We start from the raw sequence: 17661 nt of genomic DNA on the forward strand, positions 1-17661 counted from the left end.
CCGAACTCACGGTCAACACCGCGGGGTGCTCCCGTGGTTGAGCACCCTCCTTCCATACGTGGGCGGAGCCGGGCGCGTTCACGGCACGGGGGATCTGTCCTCGTCCGCCGGGGCCAGACTCACCCAGCTGCGCTCGTCGCCCCACACCGACGTGGTACCGACATAGGGCCGCAGCAGGGCGGTGAGCGGGGGATCACCACGCCCGTTCAGCTCGTCCGAGGCGATCTTGCGGGCGATGCCGGCGAGGAAGTCGGCGACCTGCACCCGCGGATCTCGGCGTGCCTCCACCAGTTCGAGCCCGGCGAGACCCACCCCCGCCCGGCGGGTCATCGTCGTGATCCAGGCGATACGTTCCGGCGTCAGCATGTTCTGCCGGTCGTGGACCAGCCGGACCGGGCTGCCGCTCGCGCTCCAGTGGGCGGCCGTGGCGACGATGGCGGGCAGCAGGGGATTGAGGACCGGAACCAGGGTGGGGCCGTCCCCCAGGCCCGCCCGGTAGGCGTCGGCTCGGGGCCGGGCCGCCGCGAGCCGGTCGAGGACGTCCGACACGCCGGTACCGGCGGGTGCCTGCCGCAGGGCGTCCACCTCACGGAAGAAGACCTCGACGGGCGCCTGCGGCTCCCCGTCGTTCCTGACCCGCAGCAACTGGTTGGCCGCCGCGAGGAACTCCCGCCACCGCTCGTCGCCGAACACGCCCCGGCCCGCGCGGAACAGGGTGACGGCCGGTCCCGATCCGGGGCCGAGCAGCAGGTCGACGGCACGGTCCACGACGAAGAACGTCTTCTCCGTGAGGTGCACATGCGCGTGCCCGTGGATCGGCCCGGCCGGTGAGAGCAGCCACTCCAGCACCGCCCGGTGCTTCTCCCGCAGCAGATGGTTCGCCTTGTACTCCTCCGCCGGGGAGCGGATCCGGTCCCGGATCTCCTGCACGGCCGCCGCGGCGTGCTCCACGGGCAGCCGCACACTCGCGTGCGCGAACACGTCGGTGTTCCCGCCGGTGAGGTTCTCCCCGTCCGACCCCGACTCGTCGCAGGCGACCTCCCGGAGTCCGTCCGCCGGCACCGACGTCGCTCCTCGTGCCCCGTTTCCCTCACTCCAGGTCACACCACAGCCCCCTATCTTGTGCCCATGACCAGGATCCCGCACGAACCGTCCGGTGAACCGAATCCCCTGCGCGTTCTCACCCTCGACCGTCTCCGATGTCGTACCAGCATGAAGTGGCGCACCTACCCCGAGGACGTGCTGCCGCTGTGGGTGGCCGAGATGGACGTACCGCTCGCCGAACCCGTCGTCCGCGCGGTCACGGACGCCCTCGCGCTCGGTGACACCGGCTATCCCGCCGGGACCGGGTACGCCGAGGCGCTCGCCGCGTTCGCCGACCGGCGGTGGGGCTGGGGCGGGCTCGCGGTGGACCACACCGCGATCGTGCCCGACGTGATGCTGGGCGTCGTCGAGATGATCCAGCTGGTCACCGGGCCGGGCGATCCGGTGGTCGTGAACCCGCCCGTGTATCCGCCGTTCTTCCAGTTCATCGAGCACATGGACCGGCGGGTGGCCGAGGCCCCACTGGGCGCGGACGGCCGCATCGACCTCGACACCCTGGAGGAGACCTTCCAGCGGGTGGTCGCCGGCGGACGGTCGGCCGCCTACCTGCTGTGCAGCCCGCAGAACCCGACGGGCACCGTGCACACCGCCGACGAGCTCACCGCCGTCGCCGCCCTGGCCGACCGGTACGGCGTCCGCGTCGTCGCCGACGAGATCCACGCGCCGGTCCTCGCCGCCGACGTGGACTTCGTGCCGTACCTCAGCGTGCCGGGCGGTGAGAACGGGCTGTCGCTGATGTCGGCGTCCAAGGGGTGGAACCTGGCGGGACTGAAGGCCGCGCTCGCCGTCGCCGGACCCGAGGCCGCCGCCGACCTCGCCCGGCTGCCCGAAGAGGTCGGGCACGGGCCGAGCCACGTCGGTGTCCTCGCCCACACCGCCGCCCTGCGCGACGGCACCCCCTGGCTGGACGCCCTGCTCGCCGGCCTCGACGACAACCGGCGCCTGCTCACCGACCTGCTCACCGCCCGTCTCCCGGCGATCACCTGTCGTCCCGGCGAGGCCACGTTCCTGGCCTGGCTCGACTGCCGTGCCCTCGGTCTCGGCGACGATCCGGCGGACACCTTCCTGCGCCGCGGCCGGGTGGCCCTCAGCTCCGGGCTCCCCTTCGGCACGGGCGGCGCGGGGCACGTACGCCTGAATCTGGCGACCTCGCCGGAGATCATCGAGGAGGCGGTACGGCGGATGGCGGCCGCGCTCGACCGAGCGTGACCGGCCCTGCCGCGGTCGCCCCGACTCTCCCTCGACGGCCGGTGGATGCCTAGACTGCCGCCATGGACGACACAGCGCTCGAACGCCTGGGCGCGGGCAAGTACCTGCTGCTCACCAGCTACCGGAGGAACGGAGCCTCGGTCGCCACCCCGGTGTGGGTGGTGCGCGACGGAGGCACGCTCGGTGTGTGGACGTTGGCCGACTCGTGGAAGGTGAAGCGGATCAGGGCGCGCGGCGATGTTCTCGTCGGCCCCTGCGACGCCCGCGGCAACCCGACCGGCGACCAGATCCCCGCCACCGCCGAGATCACCGACGCGGCGACCGTCGCCCGCTACCGCAAGCTCCTCGCCCGCAAGTACGGGATCCTCGGCCGCCTCACCCTGCTCGGCAGCAGGCTGCGTCGAGGTGTGGACGGGACCGTCGGCGTCCGGGTGACCCTGGCGCCGTGACACGTGGGGCGAGCCGGCCGGCCCGCCCCACGCGGTCGTCGGACTACGGGGCGTCCAGCACCGTGCCGGTCAGCTCCGGTCCGCCCTCCTGGGGTTGCCCCGAGTCGTCGCCGATCCGGAAGAGCACGGACTCGGCCGGTTCGGTCACCGTGTCCTTCACGGTGGGCACGGTCACCTCCGTGCTGGTCTCACCGGCCGGCACTCCCGCCTGCAGATACAGGCCGTCCGCCTGGGACAGCGGGCGTTCCGGGTCCGGGTCGATGCCGAAGGTGTCCGTCAGCCACTGCGGGTCGACGTCCTTGGTGGACAGCTCCGGGCCCCCGGTGACCGGGGTCGCCATGAAGAAGGGCCATATCTCCACGTCCGCGGCCTCGGACAGGGACAGCCGCCACCTCAGGGGCTGGCCCTCGGTCACCCGGTCCGCGAGCGGCGTCACGCTCACCGTCGGCATCGGGTCGTCGTTCCGCACGGTGACCCCGCCGTGGGGCGAGCCGACGACCGCGTTGCGGACCGCCTTCACCGCGACGTCGTACTGCCGCTCGTACGAGTAGCGGGTGTTGCCCTCCACCCGCACCGGTACGTCGATGTCACGGCCACCGGGCCGCACCGTCACGAGCCGGTCCTCGGCCTTGCCGGTGACCGGGTCGATGACGTACACGCGCACCTGACCGCTGCCCTGTCCGGCCACTCGCACCGGAACGCGGTAGGTACGGACGCCGGAGTCGCCCTCCAGCACCGAGGCGCGGCCGATGTCGACGCGCGGCAGCGCGGCCTCCCGGACCGCGGGCGTGCCGGGCCGCCAACCCCACGCGTCCATCAGCCAGGCCTGCCCGGAGCCCGAACGCGGCGTCAGCTCAAGGGACTTGACGTGCTTGAGGTCGAGCCCCGCCCGTGCGGCGGCCTTGAGGGGTACGCGCACCTCGCGCGCCCAGTAGGAGGTCGTACGGTCGCTGCCCGGGAGTCCGTCGACCCGGACCCGTCCGAGGACGGCCCGTCGGCCGGAGGAGTCGGTGAGGGCCACGTCGAGCTGTGTCCCGGTGGTGTTCGGCGGCACGATCACCCGCAGGGCCAGGTCCTTGGCACCGGTGAGCGACAGCGGCGCGGCGGGACGCACCCGCGTCACCGAACCGGGCGACGACCACCGAAGCGCCACGGCACGGCGCGCGGTCTCACGGTCCGTGTCCCATCGCGCGAAGTGCGGGGAGGCCGCGGGGCTCTCGGGGTCGAGGCAGGCGACCGCCGGATCGGGGTCCACCGCCGAGCAGAGCCGGCCGCCGGTCACGGTGACCGGTCCGTCGGGCAGGAACCCGGCGCCGCGCTCGGCGCCGACGGCGTGCGTCAGGACGCGGGCGGGGTCGGCCGAGGGGGCGCGGCGGCCCGAGCCGTCGAGCAGCGGGCGCACCTTGTCGTCCCCGGCGACGAACAGCCGGGCCGCGGCGGCGATGTAGGTGGCGCCGGCCCTGTGCTGCTGGTCGGCGGTCAGCCGGGTCCGGGTGCCCGTCGAGCACACCGGGTCCCGGGGCTGCTCCTCGTCCTCCCAGAAGTCGTCCCAGGAGGGTGCCACGGACTGTCCCGGGGTCCACTCGCTGTTGAAGTAGTTGTGGTTGGCGCCGATCATGTACACGGCGCTGTGCAGGGCGGTGCCCCGGCTCACCCCGCGGGTCCCGTCGACGAAGACCTCGCCCTGGAGGTCGGAGACGTCACCGTCGCAGCCGGGCAGGATCGTCATCGACGGCACGTCCGCGACCGGGTTCTGGCCGAAGATCGTCGGTCCGATGAGCACGGTTCCGCGCACGTGCCAGCGCACCCGGCCGCGGTAGCCGTCCTGGTCGGCGGGCGGCGGGTAGAGGCTGTCCAGGGCGGCCCGGTTCACGCCCTCGCCGCCGCGCGAGTGCCCGACGAGCAGCACGCGGGACAGGTCGGCCTTCGGCGCTGCGCGTACGACGGCCGGTGCCGTGGCCGGGTGGGCGGTCCAGTCGGCCCAGCGACCCAGATGCCGCCGCACCAGCGAGGAGCGCGCCCGGGCGCCGGCGTCCTCGAGGTCCCCGTCCTGGCCGTTGATGCCGTTGGCCGAGATCGACACCGTGACATAGCCCTGGGAGGCCAGCAGCTTCTGGTCGCGCAGATAGCCCTTGTGGCTGGGGATCTCCGTCGTACCGGCCGGGCAGGGCCAGTCGATGTTCACGTCGTCCTCGGTGCCCCCCGGCTTGTAGCAGGTGGGGTGGCGGCCGTGCAGGAAGAGCGCGAGCGGGCGGCTGCCGGTGGCCCCCTTGGGAGCGACCACCTCGGCGCGCATCTCGACCGGCGCGGGAAGGCCGGGCAGCCGTACGGCGTCGAGCTCGTACTCCCCACTGACCGTGCGGTACGAGCCCGGCTTCCCGGGGTCGACGGCGCCCGCCGGGAGCGGGGCGGGCGGCTGGGCGGCAGCCCGGGAGTCCCGCTCGCGGAGCTTGCCGTTCGTATCGGTGGACGCGTCCAACCGGCGTCCACCAGCCAGCACTTGCAGGTCCGTCAGGTCAGCCGACCGGGCCTCGTCGAGGTCCAGCCGGAAGGTCCGCCCGTCCTTCCCCGCCGTCGGCAGGCCGAGCAGTCGGTCGCCGGTATGGAACTCGACGCGCGCGTCTCCCATGGGCACGGGCTTCGGCGCACGCCAGACCAGCTCACGCGCGGCGCCCTCCCCGCTGATCCGCCAACCCGGCGGAAGCCCGCCGTCGGCGGTCGCGGCACTCGACGGCACCGCTCCGGGCGGCTGTTGAGCCTGTGCCAGTCCGGGCGACCCCGCAAGGGCCGCCAGTACCGCCACGGCGGTCACACATATTCGCCGGGCACGGATCAATGTCCCCTCCTCGCAACTCACAACTCACAGCGCAATTCGCCATGCACAACTCGCAGGCGCCGGCGCCCCGTTCGTCACGGAGGCCGCTCGCGTCACAGAGGACGGCGCAGGGTTGCTGTGGGTTGTCTGTGGCGCCGAAGTTGTCGGCGGCCGACGACGCGATCGAGTCGGCGGGGGTGTCGAGGACTAGTCGGACCCACCCTGGGGGAAGCGCTTTCCATGAGCCGAACCACCCGTCACCGCGCCGCCGTCGTCGGCACCGGCCACCGCGCCCAGATGTTCACCCGGGCCCTCGCCGAACGCCCCGGCCACCGCGTCGCCGCCCTCTGCGATCCCAGTCCCACCCGGATGGCCTTCCACAACGGGCTGTTGGCCGCGGCCGGCGAACCCGCCGCCACGCCGTGGGAGCCCGACCGCTTCGGTGACATGCTGGCCGAGGAGGACATCGACGAGGTCGTCGTCACCACCGTCGACGCCGAGCACGACCGCTTCATCGTCCCGGCCCTGAACGCCGGCTGCCGGGTGGTCACCGAGAAACCGATGACCGTCGACGCGGACCGCTGTGCCCGCATCCTCGACACGGTCCGGGACACCGGAAACTCCCTGACCGTCGCCTTCAACTACCGCTTCAACCCCGCCCACGAGAAGGTCCGCGCCCTGCTCGCCGACGGCGCGATCGGCGAGGTCCTGTCCGTGCACTTCGAGTGGCTGCTCGACGTACGGCACGGCGCCGACTACTTCCGCCGCTGGCACCGGGACAAGCACCGCAGCGGCGGCCTCATGGTGCACAAGTCCGGCCACCACTTCGACCTGGTCAACTGGTGGCTCGCCGACGAGCCGCAGGAGGTCTTCGGCTACGGGCGACTCGGCTTCTACGGCCCTGAGGCGGGCCGACGCCACGGACTGCGCCGTGACTACGACCGCGCCCATGGCGCCGCGCCGGCCGCCGACGACCCCTTCGCGCTGGACCTCACGGCGGACGACACCCTGCGCGCCCTCTACCTCGACGCCGAACCCGACAACGGGTACGTCCGCGACCGCAACGTCTTCGACGGCCCCGTGACCATCGAGGACGACATGGCCGTCCTCGTCCGCTACGCCGGGGGCGCGACCATGACGTACCACCTCACCGCCTACTCCCCTTGGGAGGGCTACCGGGTGATGTTCAACGGCAGTGCGGGCCGGCTGGAGCTGGAGGTGGAGGAGAGCCGCTGGCAGCCGCCCCGGAGCCGGATCACCTCGGGCAGCGGCGCCGTGCACGGAGACACGGCCGCCGAAAACGCGGGCGGGGCCCGTCTCACCCTTCGTCCGCTGTGGCGGCCACCGGTCGACGTCCCGCTCGTCACCGCCCACGAGGCCCACGGGGGCGGCGACCCGCGCATGCTGGACGCCCTCTTCGGGCCGGTGGACCCGGGGCAGCCGGCGGACACCGGGGCGGGAACCCACCCGACGGCCACCGAACGGGACGGCGCGCTCGCGCTGGCCGTCGGTCTCGCGGCCAACCAGTGCTTCGAGTCGGGGCTGCCGGTACGGGTGCGCGACCTGGTGCCGGGGGTGTGGCGGGGGTAGCGGGAGGGGTCTGCACGCGGGATGCGCGGGGTCTGCGCGAGGGAGGCTCCCGGGCCGGCCAGGCCGGGGGACGGTCCGTCAGATCCAGGCGCGGTAGGGCTCGTCGAGCAGTTGGAAGACCGGCTCGCCCCGCACCGGGTCCTTCGCGGTGGACAGTCGCACCCGGTCACCGCTGTGGATGCCGATGAGCGGGCCCATGACCCGGCCGCGTACGACGAAGCCCTCGGCCATCTCGATCAGCGACACGTTGCGTGCGGCGGGGGTGTTGCGGTGCACCACGGTGGCATGGCGGACCGTCCCCGTGCCCTCGCCGCGCTCCGTGCGCAGGTCGCTGCCCTGGCAGACCGGACACAGCAGCCGGTGGTACATGGCGGTGGCGCACCAGGTGCAGCGCTGGAAGAGGATGGCCTCGCTGTCGGCGCTCCGGGGGGCCGGGATCCTGGGATCCAGGAGGCCCGCCGTGGAACCGGCTGTCTGACGAGCAACGCTTCCTGAAGGGTGGTACACGCTGGTCAACTCCTTGCGCTCGGCCGGAATCCCTCGTGCGCGGATCACCGTGCACGCACGTGCCCGGCTTACCGTGCCACCGTGCACGCCCTCAGCGTATGGCACTGAGTGTCACTCGTAAAGGCACTCCGTACCCCGAGATCGGTCAGCCGCGCCCCAGCGTGGTCTCGATCTCCTGGACCACCCGCCACAGCGGAGCCCCGCGCCGGGAGACGACGACCACCACGTCCTCGGGCTGCTCGGCGACGAGCGTCACCGGAGTCGCGCCGAAGGTCGACCGCACGTACCCGAGGGCGTGGTCCACCGTGGCGCCCGCGTCGCTCCGCCCGTCCGAACGCAGCCAGGACCGCAGTGCGTTGTTGTGGGCCGCGACCACGGCCGCGGCGATCACGTCGGCCCGCAGGATCCCGTCACGCCGGCCCGCGAACCGCGCCCGCAGGTACTCGGCGAGGGCCCGCTCGTAGCGCCACACCACGGACAGCTCGTACGCGCGCAGGCCCGGCACCTTCTTGGTGAGCCGGTAGCGCTGGACGGAGAAGGTCGGGTTCTCGGCGTACATCCGCAGCACCAGCCGGGCCGCGTCGCAGACCCGCCCCACGGGTTCCTCCGTGTCGTCGCCGGAGGCCAGGAAGTCCGTCATGTCGGTCAGGCAGCGCTCGTGGTCGGGGAAGACCACGTCCTCCTTGGAGGGGAAGTAGCGGAAGAAGGACCGGCGGCCGACCCCGGCGAGCGCCACGATGTCGTCGACGGTGGTCTGCTCGTACCCCCGCTCCAGGAACAGCCGGAAGGCCGCACCGACGAGCGCGTCCCGCATGGGCGGCTTCGCGGCCGCCGCCTCCGCCTTCTCGCCGCGGCGGGCCGCCGCGCTGCTGGAGCTCATGTACGGGAACGTAACACCTGGCCGGGTCGGATGGCACTCAGTGCAGGGAGTTGAGGGAACTGAGTGCTCTGTGTCGACCGAGGTGGCGGACGCTGAACTCCTCACCCGATGGCCACGTATCCCTTGCCGGGGGATGCCGCAGGTCCCTGCGCAGGGACGGAAGGAGAGCAGCATGCCGACACCGCCCGACCAGGGCCCGCCTCAGGACAAGCCGCCGCTGGAGCCGATCCGAGTGCTGCGCCCGCGCCGCACCGACGCCCTCGCCGAACTGATCAGGGAGTACAGGGAGCAGAACGGCATCTACGACCCGGAGCAGCACGGCACCTACGAGGCGGTGGCCGTGCCCAAGGCGTCGCCGCACGTCGAGGAGGAGACGCAGGAACTCCCACCCGTCGGCCCCGACCGCCGCCCGGCCCCCCATGACGCTCCCCGCGACCGGCCGCGGCACCTGCGCCGTACGGCCGTCGTCGGTGCCGTCGCCGCCGCCGCGGTGGTCGGCTTCGGCTGCGCGTTCCTGCTGCCCGGCCGCAGCGACGCGACCGCGGCGCCGGCCCCCTCACCAGCCGCCCCGACGTCGGCAGCGCCCACGCCGACCACCTCGGGCGGCGCGGCCGATCCCGACGGCGCCGGAACCCTCCGTGAAGGAGCCGACGGCCCCGAGGTCACCGACCTCCAGGAGCGCCTGCTGCGCATCCCGGACGTCTACGCGGACGGCTCCACCAGCGGCCGCTACGACGCCACCCTGACCGAGGCGGTCGCCCGCTTCCAGCTCTGGTACGGCATCCGCGGCGACGAGACCGGCGTCTACGGCGACGACACCCGACGCGACCTGGAGTCCCGTACGGCCGGCGGATGACGGACAACGGATGACGGACAACGAATGAGACGGCAGAAGAGAAGGCGGAGCGGAAGGCGTTGAGATGGAGGAGGAGACTGCGGACGCCAAGAGATCGCTCCGACCCGGCATGTGACTCCCGATGCCGTGGTACCCGTGCCGTGACGGGCCGAGGCCACGACATCGGCCGCGCGTGACGGGACGAACGAAGGCGGAGCGGGTATGGCGGGCATGGACGCGTTCATCGACCGGCTGAACCCGGAGATGTGTGTGGTGACCGCGACCGCGGACGGAGAGCGGGCCGGATGCCTGGTGGGCTTCTCCTCCCAGTGCTCCATCGACCCGGCGCGCTTCGTGGTGTGGCTGTCCAGGATGAACCACACCTACCGGGTGGCCCGCTCGGCCCGACACCTCTGCGTGCATCTGCTCACCCGCGAACAACGGGAACTGGCCGAGCTGTTCGGCTCCCGCACCGGCGACCGTACGGACAAGTTCGAGCACGTCCGCTGGCAGGAGGGGCCGGAAGGAGCGATCGTCCTTCAGGACGCGGCGGCCTGGTACGTCGGCACGGTCATGCTGAGCGCCGACGCGGGCGACCACGTCGGCTTCGTCCTCGACCCGGTGGCGTCCGGCGAGCGGGAGGGCGCGGACGACGGACCGCTGCTGCGACTCGACGAGGCGTACACGATCCCGCCCGGTCACCCGGCCGACTGACGTTCCGGCGGCCGTACTCGAACACCGGGCAACGCCTGGGGAAAATGACGGCGACGACGGATCGGCGGACGCCAGCATGGGCACCCCCCTTCCAGGGGTCCTGTACGTCCTGAACGAAGGCCACGCCGATGAGCGGCTCCCGTATCCCGGGCTTGGTGCTGCCCGCCGTATTCCTGCTGGCCCTCGTCGTGGGCGTGTTCTGGTACTGGCGGCACCGTGGAGACGACTGAACCGCGGCGGGCACGGCCGGAGCGGTGCCGCCCGTCACTCCGGCTCGGTCGGCACCCGGATGTCGACGACGCAGACGTCGTCCCGCGGGTCGTCCCGGATCAGGGCGGCGAGCAGCGGTGCCAGGTAGCCCGGGCCGTCGGTGTGGTGGGCGGCGGCAGCCTCCGCCAGCCGCTCCAGGCCGAGGTCGATGCTCTCCGCGGGCCGCTCCACCAGACCGTCGGTGTACAGGATGAGCCGGTCGCCCGGCTCCAGCAGGCACTCCGTCTCCGCGTAGACCGGCGAGGAGCTCGCACCGAGCAGCATGCCGCGCGGGCGGTCCAGGTAGCGCACCTCCCCGTCGCGCAGCAGCAGCGGCGGCGGATGGCCCGCCTGCGCCCACACCAGACGGCGTTCGGCCGGGTTGTAGCGGGCCAGGACCATGGTCGCGGTGCCGTGGGAGTCACGGGAGTGCAGCAGCAGGGTGTTGAGCCGGGCCAGCGCGCCGGTCAGTGACGATCCGGTGATGACCATGCCCTTGGCGGTGAAGCGGAGCTGGGCCATCGTGGCGACGGCGCCTATGCCGTGACCGGCGACATCGCCGAGCACGAACAGGGCGTCGCCGTCGGGCAGTTCGATGGTGCTGAACCAGTCGCCGCCGACGTGCAGCCCCGTCTGGGCGGGCAGATAGACGACCTCGACCCGAAGCCCGGCAAGCCGCACGGGCTCGGTGGGCAGCGGCAGCAGCGCGTGCTGGAGCCGGGCTGCCAGGGTGCGCTCGGCGCGCAGCACACCGTGCTGGGTGAGGACCTCCTGCTCGCTCTCCACGAGGGCGAGTTCCACGCTGCGCTGCGCGGTGACGTTCTGGATGAAGCCGTGCACCTCGACGGGCGTGCCGTCGACGTCCGTCAGCGCCTCGGCGACGACCCGCAGATGCCGGACCCCGCCGCCCGCCCGGATCCGGAACGGCACGTCGAACGGGCGTCCCGCGTGTACGAGCTCCCGGATGGCGCGGGCCAGGGACGGCGCGTCCTGGGGCAGTGCGTGGGCCGACAGCTCGGCGAGGGGGATCGTCCCCTGACCGGGGGCCCGGTCGAAGATCGCGAAGACCTGGGACGACCAGTTGCCCTCGTGCGTGACCAGGTTCCAGTTCGCCCAGCCCAGATTGCCCAGCCGCTGCACGTCCGCCAGCCGCTGCTCCTGCCGGTCCGAGGACTCGCGCCGGATCCAGGTGACCACCAGTCCGTCGCCCAGCCGGGCCGCCCGTACCGCGTACATGGCGAGCTCCGTGATCCCGGACATGACCTCCTGGTGGGCGAACGGTTCGCTCTCGAACGGCTCCCCGGTGGCGAGGGTGCGCAAGCAGCCCTGCCACAGCTCCTCGCCCGCCATGCTCGGGAAGCACTCCAGGATCCTGCGGCCGACCAGATCGTCCCCGGTGCGGCCGACGATGTCGACCGCCTCCGCCGTCGCCGCGTCGATGCGGTAGTCCTCGATCGCCGAGGACGCTGCCCGCATCGGGCTCACCAGGACCGCGGCGCCCGGTAGCGAACCGAACACCGCCTGTGCGGAGCCGGTCGCGTCGGCGGCCTGTACCTGCCGGGTGCCGAACGCGCGCAGCCGTCCGGCGCACAGTTTTGGCACCGCCCGCAGGAGCTCTCGGACCGGCGGCGTGAAGGAGCCGTCGCGCGTGCGCAGGACGCCGATACAGACGTCGGCCGTGTCCCCGGCCGGCAGGGGCAGCCAGGCCCGGGAGCGCCAGCGCTCGGGTGGATCCCCGATGAGCAGATACCGCTCCCGGTCCGCCTCGATGTCCTCCAGCCACTGCGGCTCCCGTGCCCGCAGCGCGTCGAGCGCGGCCACCCCGGTCAGTGGCGGCACGTGGCACCACTGGGCGGCGAGGGTGTCGTCGATGCCGGCGTACCCGATGAGTTCGAGGCCTCCGGTGGCCAGTCGCTGGTAGAGCATGACCCCGTCGACGTCGGCGTCCGGCGCGAGGTGTTCCAGCAGGCACCGGGCGAGTTCCTGCGGGGTGCGCACGCCGACCAGGGCCTCACCTAGGCGGCTGAGGGTGGCGAAGCGTTCGTCCGCGCCATCGGCGTCGTTCGTGCCGTCGTTCGTGCCGTCGGCGTCGGCGTCGGCGTCCGCGTCGGCCCTGTGGTGGGCGGCCCGGACGCCGGACACGGCGAGGGCGGACCGGGACTCGTGCACAGGGCCACGCAACGGGGGCACCAGGCCGCCCAGGGTGATCCAGCACTCCTCCGCCAGCGTGCGGTCCGCGGCTTTGGCCCGCCGCAGCAGCTCCTCGACGGCCTCGTCCGGGTTGCACCTGCTCAGCGCCATCAGCGCGCCCTTGGCCCGTTCCAGGACGGCGGACGTGACTGCCTGGTCCCGCAGCCGGTCCATCTCGGCCCGCTGCCGGGCAACAACCTTGGCCAGTGCAACCATCTCGGGCACGGTACCGGGCTCGGCTGGGCCGGCGGGGTCGCTCGTCACAGGTCGAGCATTGCACATGAGCACGGCTTCGATCGCGGTCTTGTGCCCACAGATCGCACGTTCCGGTCAGGCCGCGGCGCCGGGCCCGCCGACCTGCCCGCGTACGACCGTATACGACATCAACGGCCCGGTGGTGGGAACAGCCACAGCCGCAGCAGGCGGCTGAGCGACGGCATCACCAGGTAGGTCAGCAGGGGCAGCAGCACCAGTGGGAACACGGCGGCGCGCAGCGGCAGCGGCCAGCTGGTGGTGGAGGGAGTCACCAGCCACTGGATCAGCACCGTGAACGGATAGGCGCCGAGGAAAGTGGTGAGCACCATCTTCCACCGGGGCGGGGCCTGCACGGTCGTGCCGGGCAGACTGAACCAGGCCTCCATACCGGTCGTCGACTGGCGCTCGCTGCCGATCTCCGTGGCGATGCCCTCGATCCGCTCGTGCCAGCCGGCGCGCTCGTCCGACTCCAGCCAGGCGGTGAGCCGGCCGGGATCGGACCAGCGCAGCACCGTGTGATAGCGGTGACCGTCCTCGGGGCGCAGCCACGAGACGCCCTCGTTGCCCGGGAACCGTCTGGCACAGTCGGCGATCCCGTGTGTCCACTCCTCGAACTCGCGCTGGTGGCCCGGGCGTACCTGCCAGGTGAGAACTGTGGTGATCGGCTCGCTCCGCCGTACTTGGGTGGTGCTCATGTTCACGACGGGTGCCACATGAGCCGTCAGTCATGCCGCCGCGGGCGCAAGCCGGGCGTCCCGGGCCCCGGCCGTCAGCGACCGGGCGTGTGGTCGACCAGCGCCTGGGTGACCGCGCGGACGCTGCGGGCGATGTGCTGAAGCTGCAGGACCTCCGCCGCGTAGAGCTTGATCGTGTGCTCGATGACCGACTCCGGCAGGCCCAGCGAGGGCAGATCGGCCCGGGCGGTCTGCAGGGCGGTGCGGGCGACGCGGATCTCGTGCTGGACCTGGATCTGCGCGTGCCGGGCGAGCAGCACCGGGTGCCGGATCAGCGCCGGGTAGCTGGCGTAGCGCGCCGGCACCAGTTCGCGCAGCCACTTGGCCGCCGAGCGCTCCCAGTCGTAACTGCCGGGGGCCTTGACCTGGCACGGCCAGTCCCGGTCGATACGTGTGGTCGTCCGCGTGCTCGTCAGGGGCATGGTCATCGCTTTCCCGGTGTGCGGCGTCGTGTGGGGTGGTCCGACTCAGTGGGCGGCCCCGGCCTAGGGGATGGCCGGGGCCGCGAACGGGCGCTCGCGCAGGCGATGCCCGGCCCGGACACCCTGGGCGCCGACGCGGGTAGGAGACGGCGGCTTCGGGTGTCCGTCGGTGTGGAACGTGTCCCGGTACGGCCCGGGGTGCGATCCGTGAGCAGTATTTATATATGCGGTCTGCTTTGCAAGACGCATGAAAACATTCATGAGTGATATGTCACGAAGGGTTCCGCTGTGTCCTGCGGTGTCCTGATGTGGTGGAAGCGGGGCTACTCGCGGAGGAAGAACTGGTGCTGGTCGGAGATCTGCTCGTACTCCTCCAGCCGTGCCTGCGTGCGCTCCGGGTCGGCGTCGGTCATCGCCTGGAGCAGGGCCGCGGCCATCACACCCGGGGCGGCGTAGGAGTCGAAGACCAGGCGGGAGCCGGTGCCGACGGCGAACACGGCGTCCGCCTCGTCGGCCACCGTCCCGAGTGCCAGGTCGGTGATCAGCGCGACCTTCAACCCGGCGCTGCGCGCGACGCGTACGGAGGTCAGGGTCTCCTGGGCGTGCCGGGGCATGGAGAACGCCAGGACCCAGGTGCCGCCGGCCTCCCGCGACTGGAGCAGCGCGTCGTAGGCGACGCTGCCGCCCCGCGTCACCAGCCGTACGTCGGGATGGACGCGGCGCGCCGCGTACGCGAAGTACTCGGCGAGGGACGCCGAGATGCGCAGGCCCAGCACGGTCAGCGGGGTCGAGCGGGACAACTCGCGGCCCACGCCGATCACCTGGTCGGGATCGACGAAGTCCCGCCGCAGGTTCTCCAGGTTCTCGATCTCGGCGTCGATGGCCGCCTGGAGTTCGTTGCTCCCGTTCTCCTCCGCCGCCGCGGGGCCGCCGGCGAGGGCGCCGAGCGCGATCGCCTGGAGTTTCTCCCGCAGCGAGGGGTATCCGCTGAAGCCGACCGCCGCGGCGAACCGCGTCACCGAGGGCTGGCTGACGCCGACGCGCTCCGCGAGATCGGTGATCGACAGGAAGGCCGCCTCGGTGATGTGCTCGATCAGGTACTGGGCGATGCGCCGCTGTCCCGGGGACAGCCGGGGCCGGTCGAAAAGCGTCCTGAGCTGGGACGTCGGGGAGGCCTCCGCCTCCGGTGCGGTCTTTCCCGAGGTGATCGAGGATGCCTGTGCGCGTGCCTGCTGCGGCGATGGCACCGGTGCGCCTCCTTTTTCTCCCACGGAAGTTCAACATAGCCCACCCACCCCGGTGACCAGGGCTTGTGCGGCGTCATCCGGCCGCCGGCGAACAGGGGCGGATACGCGCGCGCCGACCGGGAACCCGCACGGCGGTTCCGGTCGACACAAGGAGCCGCGCCGGGCGACCTCAAGGAGGAAAAAAATGAGCGTGATCAGCGTGCTGGAACATGCCCTGGAGAGCCGGTGGGAGGCGATGTGGGCGCGGGTCGTCGACAAGGACCCCGTCGAACTCCTCGACGCGTTGCGGCACGAGTGCGACAGCAACGTGGTCGTGTGCAGCGAGTCCCGGGTGGTGGTCCCCAACGCCTACGACGTCGTACTCGCCGACGGCGTGCACGACGAGCTCACCCGCCGGGACAGCAGCGTCGGCCAGGAGCTCACCGACACCCTGATGCGGCACGCGGAGCACAAGGGATACGAGTGGGCCGGCCCCCTCACCGTGCACATCACGAGGTCCTCGGCCGTGCCCAACGGCCGCTACCACGTGGCCAGCCGGGTGATGACCCACGTGAGCGCCGAGGGATTCGAGCACGTGACGCACTGAGGCCTGTCGTTCGGATCACGCCGCGGACGCCGGCCCTCAGGTCGGCCAGGAGACACCGTTGCTTTCCCGCGGCCCGATCCGAACGACAGGCCCTGGGAGCGGATCACCGCCGGTAGATCGTGATCGAGTGACCGACCTCGTCGATGGGACGACTGCCGTCGATCAACTCGGCCAGCCGTCCGGTCGCCTTGGCGGCCGAGGAGTCGGACACGACCAGCAGTCCGCGCACCGCCCGCACGGGCACCTCACGCGGATCGGCCGCGTCGATGCCGTAGTACGACGGCACACCACTGCCCTTGTACACGAGCCAGATCCGCTCGCCCCGGTACCGCTCACGCAGCCGGTCGGCGAGCCGGCCCAGGTCCTGACCCCAGTCGACGTTGGAGTCGTGCAGGTGCAGCCGGGTCTCGGCCGGACCGCCGAACGCCTCGTTGGAGTACGGCAGATAGTAGGGGTACGCCCGCAGCGAGCTCACCGCGACGAACAGCACCAGCGCCCCCGTGACGAGGGGCGCCCACCGCCACCGCACGGCGACGACACAGCTCGCGGCCACCGCCAGGAACATCGGCAGGAGGACGGCGTAGCGGGTGCCGAAGTCGCGGGCCCCCTCCATGGCCACGGCCAGCAGCACGGCGGAGGGCACGAGCAGATACGGCGCCGTGGGCCGCAGCCGGGGTACCACGCACACCACGACGGCGCCCGCGGCCCACAGGGCCAGCATCCCGAGCGGGGTCTTCACCAGCAGCGCGACCGGCAGGTAGTACCAGAGGGAACCGGTGTACACCTTGCCGAAGAGGAAGCCCTCCCACGGGTGGTTCTCCAGACCGAACTGGATGCGCATCCCGTCCCGGTACGCCTCCGGGAACGGCATCAGCTGGACCAGCAGCCCGCGCTTCCCGTGCACCACGGGCACGTACTGCACGGGCGACCAGCGCAGCCGCGGATCGACGGCCAGGTACGCCGCCCAGACGACGGCCACCGCGACCAGGGCCACCACGGCGGCGCCCACGGCCGCCCTCAGCAGCGCCCGGCGACGGCCCGACAGCCGGGCGGCCGGAGCGGACCAGACCGACACCCCGGCCAGGACCAGCAGCACCGGAATCGCCGCCAGCGTGCTCATCTTCGTGGCCAGGGCCGCGCCGAGCGCCACCCCGGCGAGCGGCAGGAACAGCCGCGGACGCCGACGTGCCCGCCACAGCAGCCACACCGAGGTCAGCAGGAAGCCGGCCGCCGGGACGTCCAGCGTGGCCAGCGAGCCGTGCGCGACGATGTCCGGGGAGAAGGCGTAGAGGGCGAGCGCGACCAACCCGGCCACCGGCCCGGCGAGTTCGCGGGCGAAGGCGAAGACGACGAGGCCGAACAGCAGGGTCAGCGCGATGACCGGGAGGCGGGCCCACAGCATCAGCCGCCACGGGTCGTTGCCGGACTCGTACAACAGATGCTGCCCGAGGAGGCTCTGGCCCCCGGTGAAGGACGGATCGACGTGCGGGTCGGCGAGCGCCACTCCGGTGGCGATGACCAGTTTGCCGAGCGGCGGATGCTCCGGGTTGTGGCGCACGCGGTGGTCGTGCAGGTACTCGGCGGCCGTGCCGACGTACACCGGTTCGTCGATGGTCGGCGTCTGCTGCACGGCCGTCGTCACCATCGCGGCGGCCATCTGGCCGAGCAGCAGCACCACCAGCAACGGCACCAGCCATCGCCTGCCGGGCCGTCCCGGCGGACGTTCGCCGGGCGCCTCGACAGCTGCCTTCGGGTCCAGGACCGTGTGCGTCACGCGCGCCATCATCCGCCCCGCGGTGACACCGGGCGGGCGGTGGCGGGAGCGATCGAGCGGCGTGTCATGCGCCTACTCTGCACCAGCTCCCGCCACCCGGG

15 protein-coding genes are annotated in these 17661 nt (G+C 72.4%); 6 read left to right on the forward strand and 9 right to left on the reverse strand.

Going from position 1 to position 17661, the window contains the following annotated elements; translation table 11 throughout:
* Nucleotides 1-78: 78 nt before the first annotated feature.
* Nucleotides 79-1062, reverse strand: a complete 984-nt coding sequence (locus tag AB0H86_RS12465) for a hypothetical protein (protein WP_362436311.1) — start codon at nt 1060-1062, stop codon at nt 79-81.
* A 66-nt stretch (nt 1063-1128) separates the two neighbouring features.
* Between AB0H86_RS12465 and AB0H86_RS12470 the strand changes: the two genes are divergently transcribed.
* Nucleotides 1129-2313, forward strand: a complete 1185-nt coding sequence (locus tag AB0H86_RS12470; protein WP_362436313.1) for an aminotransferase class I/II-fold pyridoxal phosphate-dependent enzyme — start codon at nt 1129-1131, stop codon at nt 2311-2313.
* A 62-nt stretch (nt 2314-2375) separates the two neighbouring features.
* A complete protein-coding gene (locus AB0H86_RS12475) occupies nt 2376-2762 on the forward strand; it encodes a PPOX class F420-dependent oxidoreductase (protein WP_362436315.1) in 387 nt (128 codons plus the stop codon).
* 43 nt (nt 2763-2805) lie between these two features.
* Here AB0H86_RS12475 and AB0H86_RS12480 read toward each other — a convergent pair whose 3' ends face one another.
* Nucleotides 2806-5598, reverse strand: coding sequence for a hypothetical protein (locus AB0H86_RS12480; protein WP_362436317.1), 2793 nt, complete (start codon nt 5596-5598; stop codon nt 2806-2808).
* A 219-nt stretch (nt 5599-5817) separates the two neighbouring features.
* Between AB0H86_RS12480 and AB0H86_RS12485 the strand changes: the two genes are divergently transcribed.
* Nucleotides 5818-7167, forward strand: a complete 1350-nt coding sequence (locus AB0H86_RS12485; protein WP_362436319.1) for a Gfo/Idh/MocA family oxidoreductase — start codon at nt 5818-5820, stop codon at nt 7165-7167.
* A gap of 78 nt (nt 7168-7245) precedes the next feature.
* Here the strand turns inward: AB0H86_RS12485 and AB0H86_RS12490 are convergent, their stop codons facing one another.
* Nucleotides 7246-7674 carry a zinc ribbon domain-containing protein gene (locus AB0H86_RS12490; RefSeq protein ID WP_362436321.1) on the reverse strand — a complete coding sequence of 143 codons (429 nt, stop codon included), beginning with the start codon at nt 7672-7674 and terminating at the stop codon, nt 7246-7248.
* A gap of 145 nt (nt 7675-7819) precedes the next feature.
* On the reverse strand, nt 7820-8554 hold the full coding sequence (locus AB0H86_RS12495) for a TetR family transcriptional regulator (protein WP_362436323.1): 735 nt from the start codon (nt 8552-8554) through the stop codon (nt 7820-7822).
* Between the two features lie 172 nt (nt 8555-8726).
* On the opposite strand from AB0H86_RS12495, the gene AB0H86_RS12500 reads away from it, so the two are divergent.
* Both AB0H86_RS12500 and AB0H86_RS12505 read left to right on the forward strand, forming a co-directional pair.
* A complete protein-coding gene (locus tag AB0H86_RS12500; protein WP_362436325.1) occupies nt 8727-9410 on the forward strand; it encodes a peptidoglycan-binding domain-containing protein in 684 nt (227 codons plus the stop codon).
* A gap of 201 nt (nt 9411-9611) precedes the next feature.
* Nucleotides 9612-10103, forward strand: coding sequence for a flavin reductase family protein (locus AB0H86_RS12505; protein WP_362436327.1), 492 nt, complete (start codon nt 9612-9614; stop codon nt 10101-10103).
* 264 nt (nt 10104-10367) lie between these two features.
* Here the strand turns inward: AB0H86_RS12505 and AB0H86_RS12510 are convergent, their stop codons facing one another.
* The 4 genes from AB0H86_RS12510 to AB0H86_RS12525 form a co-directional block, all read right to left on the reverse strand.
* On the reverse strand, nt 10368-12758 hold the full coding sequence (locus AB0H86_RS12510; protein WP_362436329.1) for a SpoIIE family protein phosphatase: 2391 nt from the start codon (nt 12756-12758) through the stop codon (nt 10368-10370).
* A 167-nt stretch (nt 12759-12925) separates the two neighbouring features.
* Nucleotides 12926-13492 carry an antibiotic biosynthesis monooxygenase gene (locus AB0H86_RS12515; RefSeq protein ID WP_362436331.1) on the reverse strand — a complete coding sequence of 189 codons (567 nt, stop codon included), beginning with the start codon at nt 13490-13492 and terminating at the stop codon, nt 12926-12928.
* Between the two features lie 74 nt (nt 13493-13566).
* Nucleotides 13567-13959: a hypothetical protein gene (locus AB0H86_RS12520; RefSeq protein WP_362436333.1), complete on the reverse strand. Its 393-nt coding sequence runs from the start codon at nt 13957-13959 to the stop codon at nt 13567-13569.
* 317 nt (nt 13960-14276) lie between these two features.
* Nucleotides 14277-15224 carry a MurR/RpiR family transcriptional regulator gene (locus AB0H86_RS12525; RefSeq protein WP_362436335.1) on the reverse strand — a complete coding sequence of 316 codons (948 nt, stop codon included), beginning with the start codon at nt 15222-15224 and terminating at the stop codon, nt 14277-14279.
* 160 nt (nt 15225-15384) lie between these two features.
* Here AB0H86_RS12525 and AB0H86_RS12530 point away from each other — a divergent pair, with 160 nt between their 5' ends.
* Complete coding sequence (locus tag AB0H86_RS12530) at nt 15385-15786, forward strand: DUF3662 domain-containing protein (protein ID WP_362436337.1); 402 nt, start codon at nt 15385-15387, stop codon at nt 15784-15786.
* A gap of 103 nt (nt 15787-15889) precedes the next feature.
* Here the strand turns inward: AB0H86_RS12530 and AB0H86_RS12535 are convergent, their stop codons facing one another.
* Nucleotides 15890-17572 (reverse strand): phospholipid carrier-dependent glycosyltransferase, encoded by a 1683-nt coding sequence (locus tag AB0H86_RS12535; protein ID WP_362436339.1) that lies wholly within the window; start codon nt 17570-17572, stop codon nt 15890-15892.
* Nucleotides 17573-17661: the final 89 nt, after the last annotated feature.

This window comes from Streptomyces sp. NPDC050997 (assembly GCF_040660135.1).
Classification (GTDB): Bacteria; Actinomycetota; Actinomycetes; order Streptomycetales; family Streptomycetaceae; genus Streptomyces.

Bases quoted from the DNA above. Each gene is read 5' to 3' on its own strand.
- AB0H86_RS12470 (WP_362436313.1), top strand. From the start codon at position 1,129: ATGACCAGGATCCCGCACGAACCGTCCGGTGAACCGAATCCCCTGCGC.
- AB0H86_RS12475 (WP_362436315.1), top strand. From the start codon at position 2,376: ATGGACGACACAGCGCTCGAACGCCTGGGCGCGGGCAAGTACCTGCTG.
- AB0H86_RS12485 (WP_362436319.1), top strand. From the start codon at position 5,818: ATGAGCCGAACCACCCGTCACCGCGCCGCCGTCGTCGGCACCGGCCAC.
- AB0H86_RS12495 (WP_362436323.1), bottom strand. From the start codon at position 8,554: ATGAGCTCCAGCAGCGCGGCGGCCCGCCGCGGCGAGAAGGCGGAGGCG.
- AB0H86_RS12500 (WP_362436325.1), top strand. From the start codon at position 8,727: ATGCCGACACCGCCCGACCAGGGCCCGCCTCAGGACAAGCCGCCGCTG.
- AB0H86_RS12505 (WP_362436327.1), top strand. From the start codon at position 9,612: ATGGCGGGCATGGACGCGTTCATCGACCGGCTGAACCCGGAGATGTGT.
- AB0H86_RS12510 (WP_362436329.1), bottom strand. From the start codon at position 12,758: ATGGTTGCACTGGCCAAGGTTGTTGCCCGGCAGCGGGCCGAGATGGAC.
- AB0H86_RS12515 (WP_362436331.1), bottom strand. From the start codon at position 13,492: ATGAGCACCACCCAAGTACGGCGGAGCGAGCCGATCACCACAGTTCTC.
- AB0H86_RS12520 (WP_362436333.1), bottom strand. From the start codon at position 13,959: ATGACCATGCCCCTGACGAGCACGCGGACGACCACACGTATCGACCGG.
- AB0H86_RS12530 (WP_362436337.1), top strand. From the start codon at position 15,385: ATGAGCGTGATCAGCGTGCTGGAACATGCCCTGGAGAGCCGGTGGGAG.
- AB0H86_RS12535 (WP_362436339.1), bottom strand. From the start codon at position 17,572: ATGATGGCGCGCGTGACGCACACGGTCCTGGACCCGAAGGCAGCTGTC.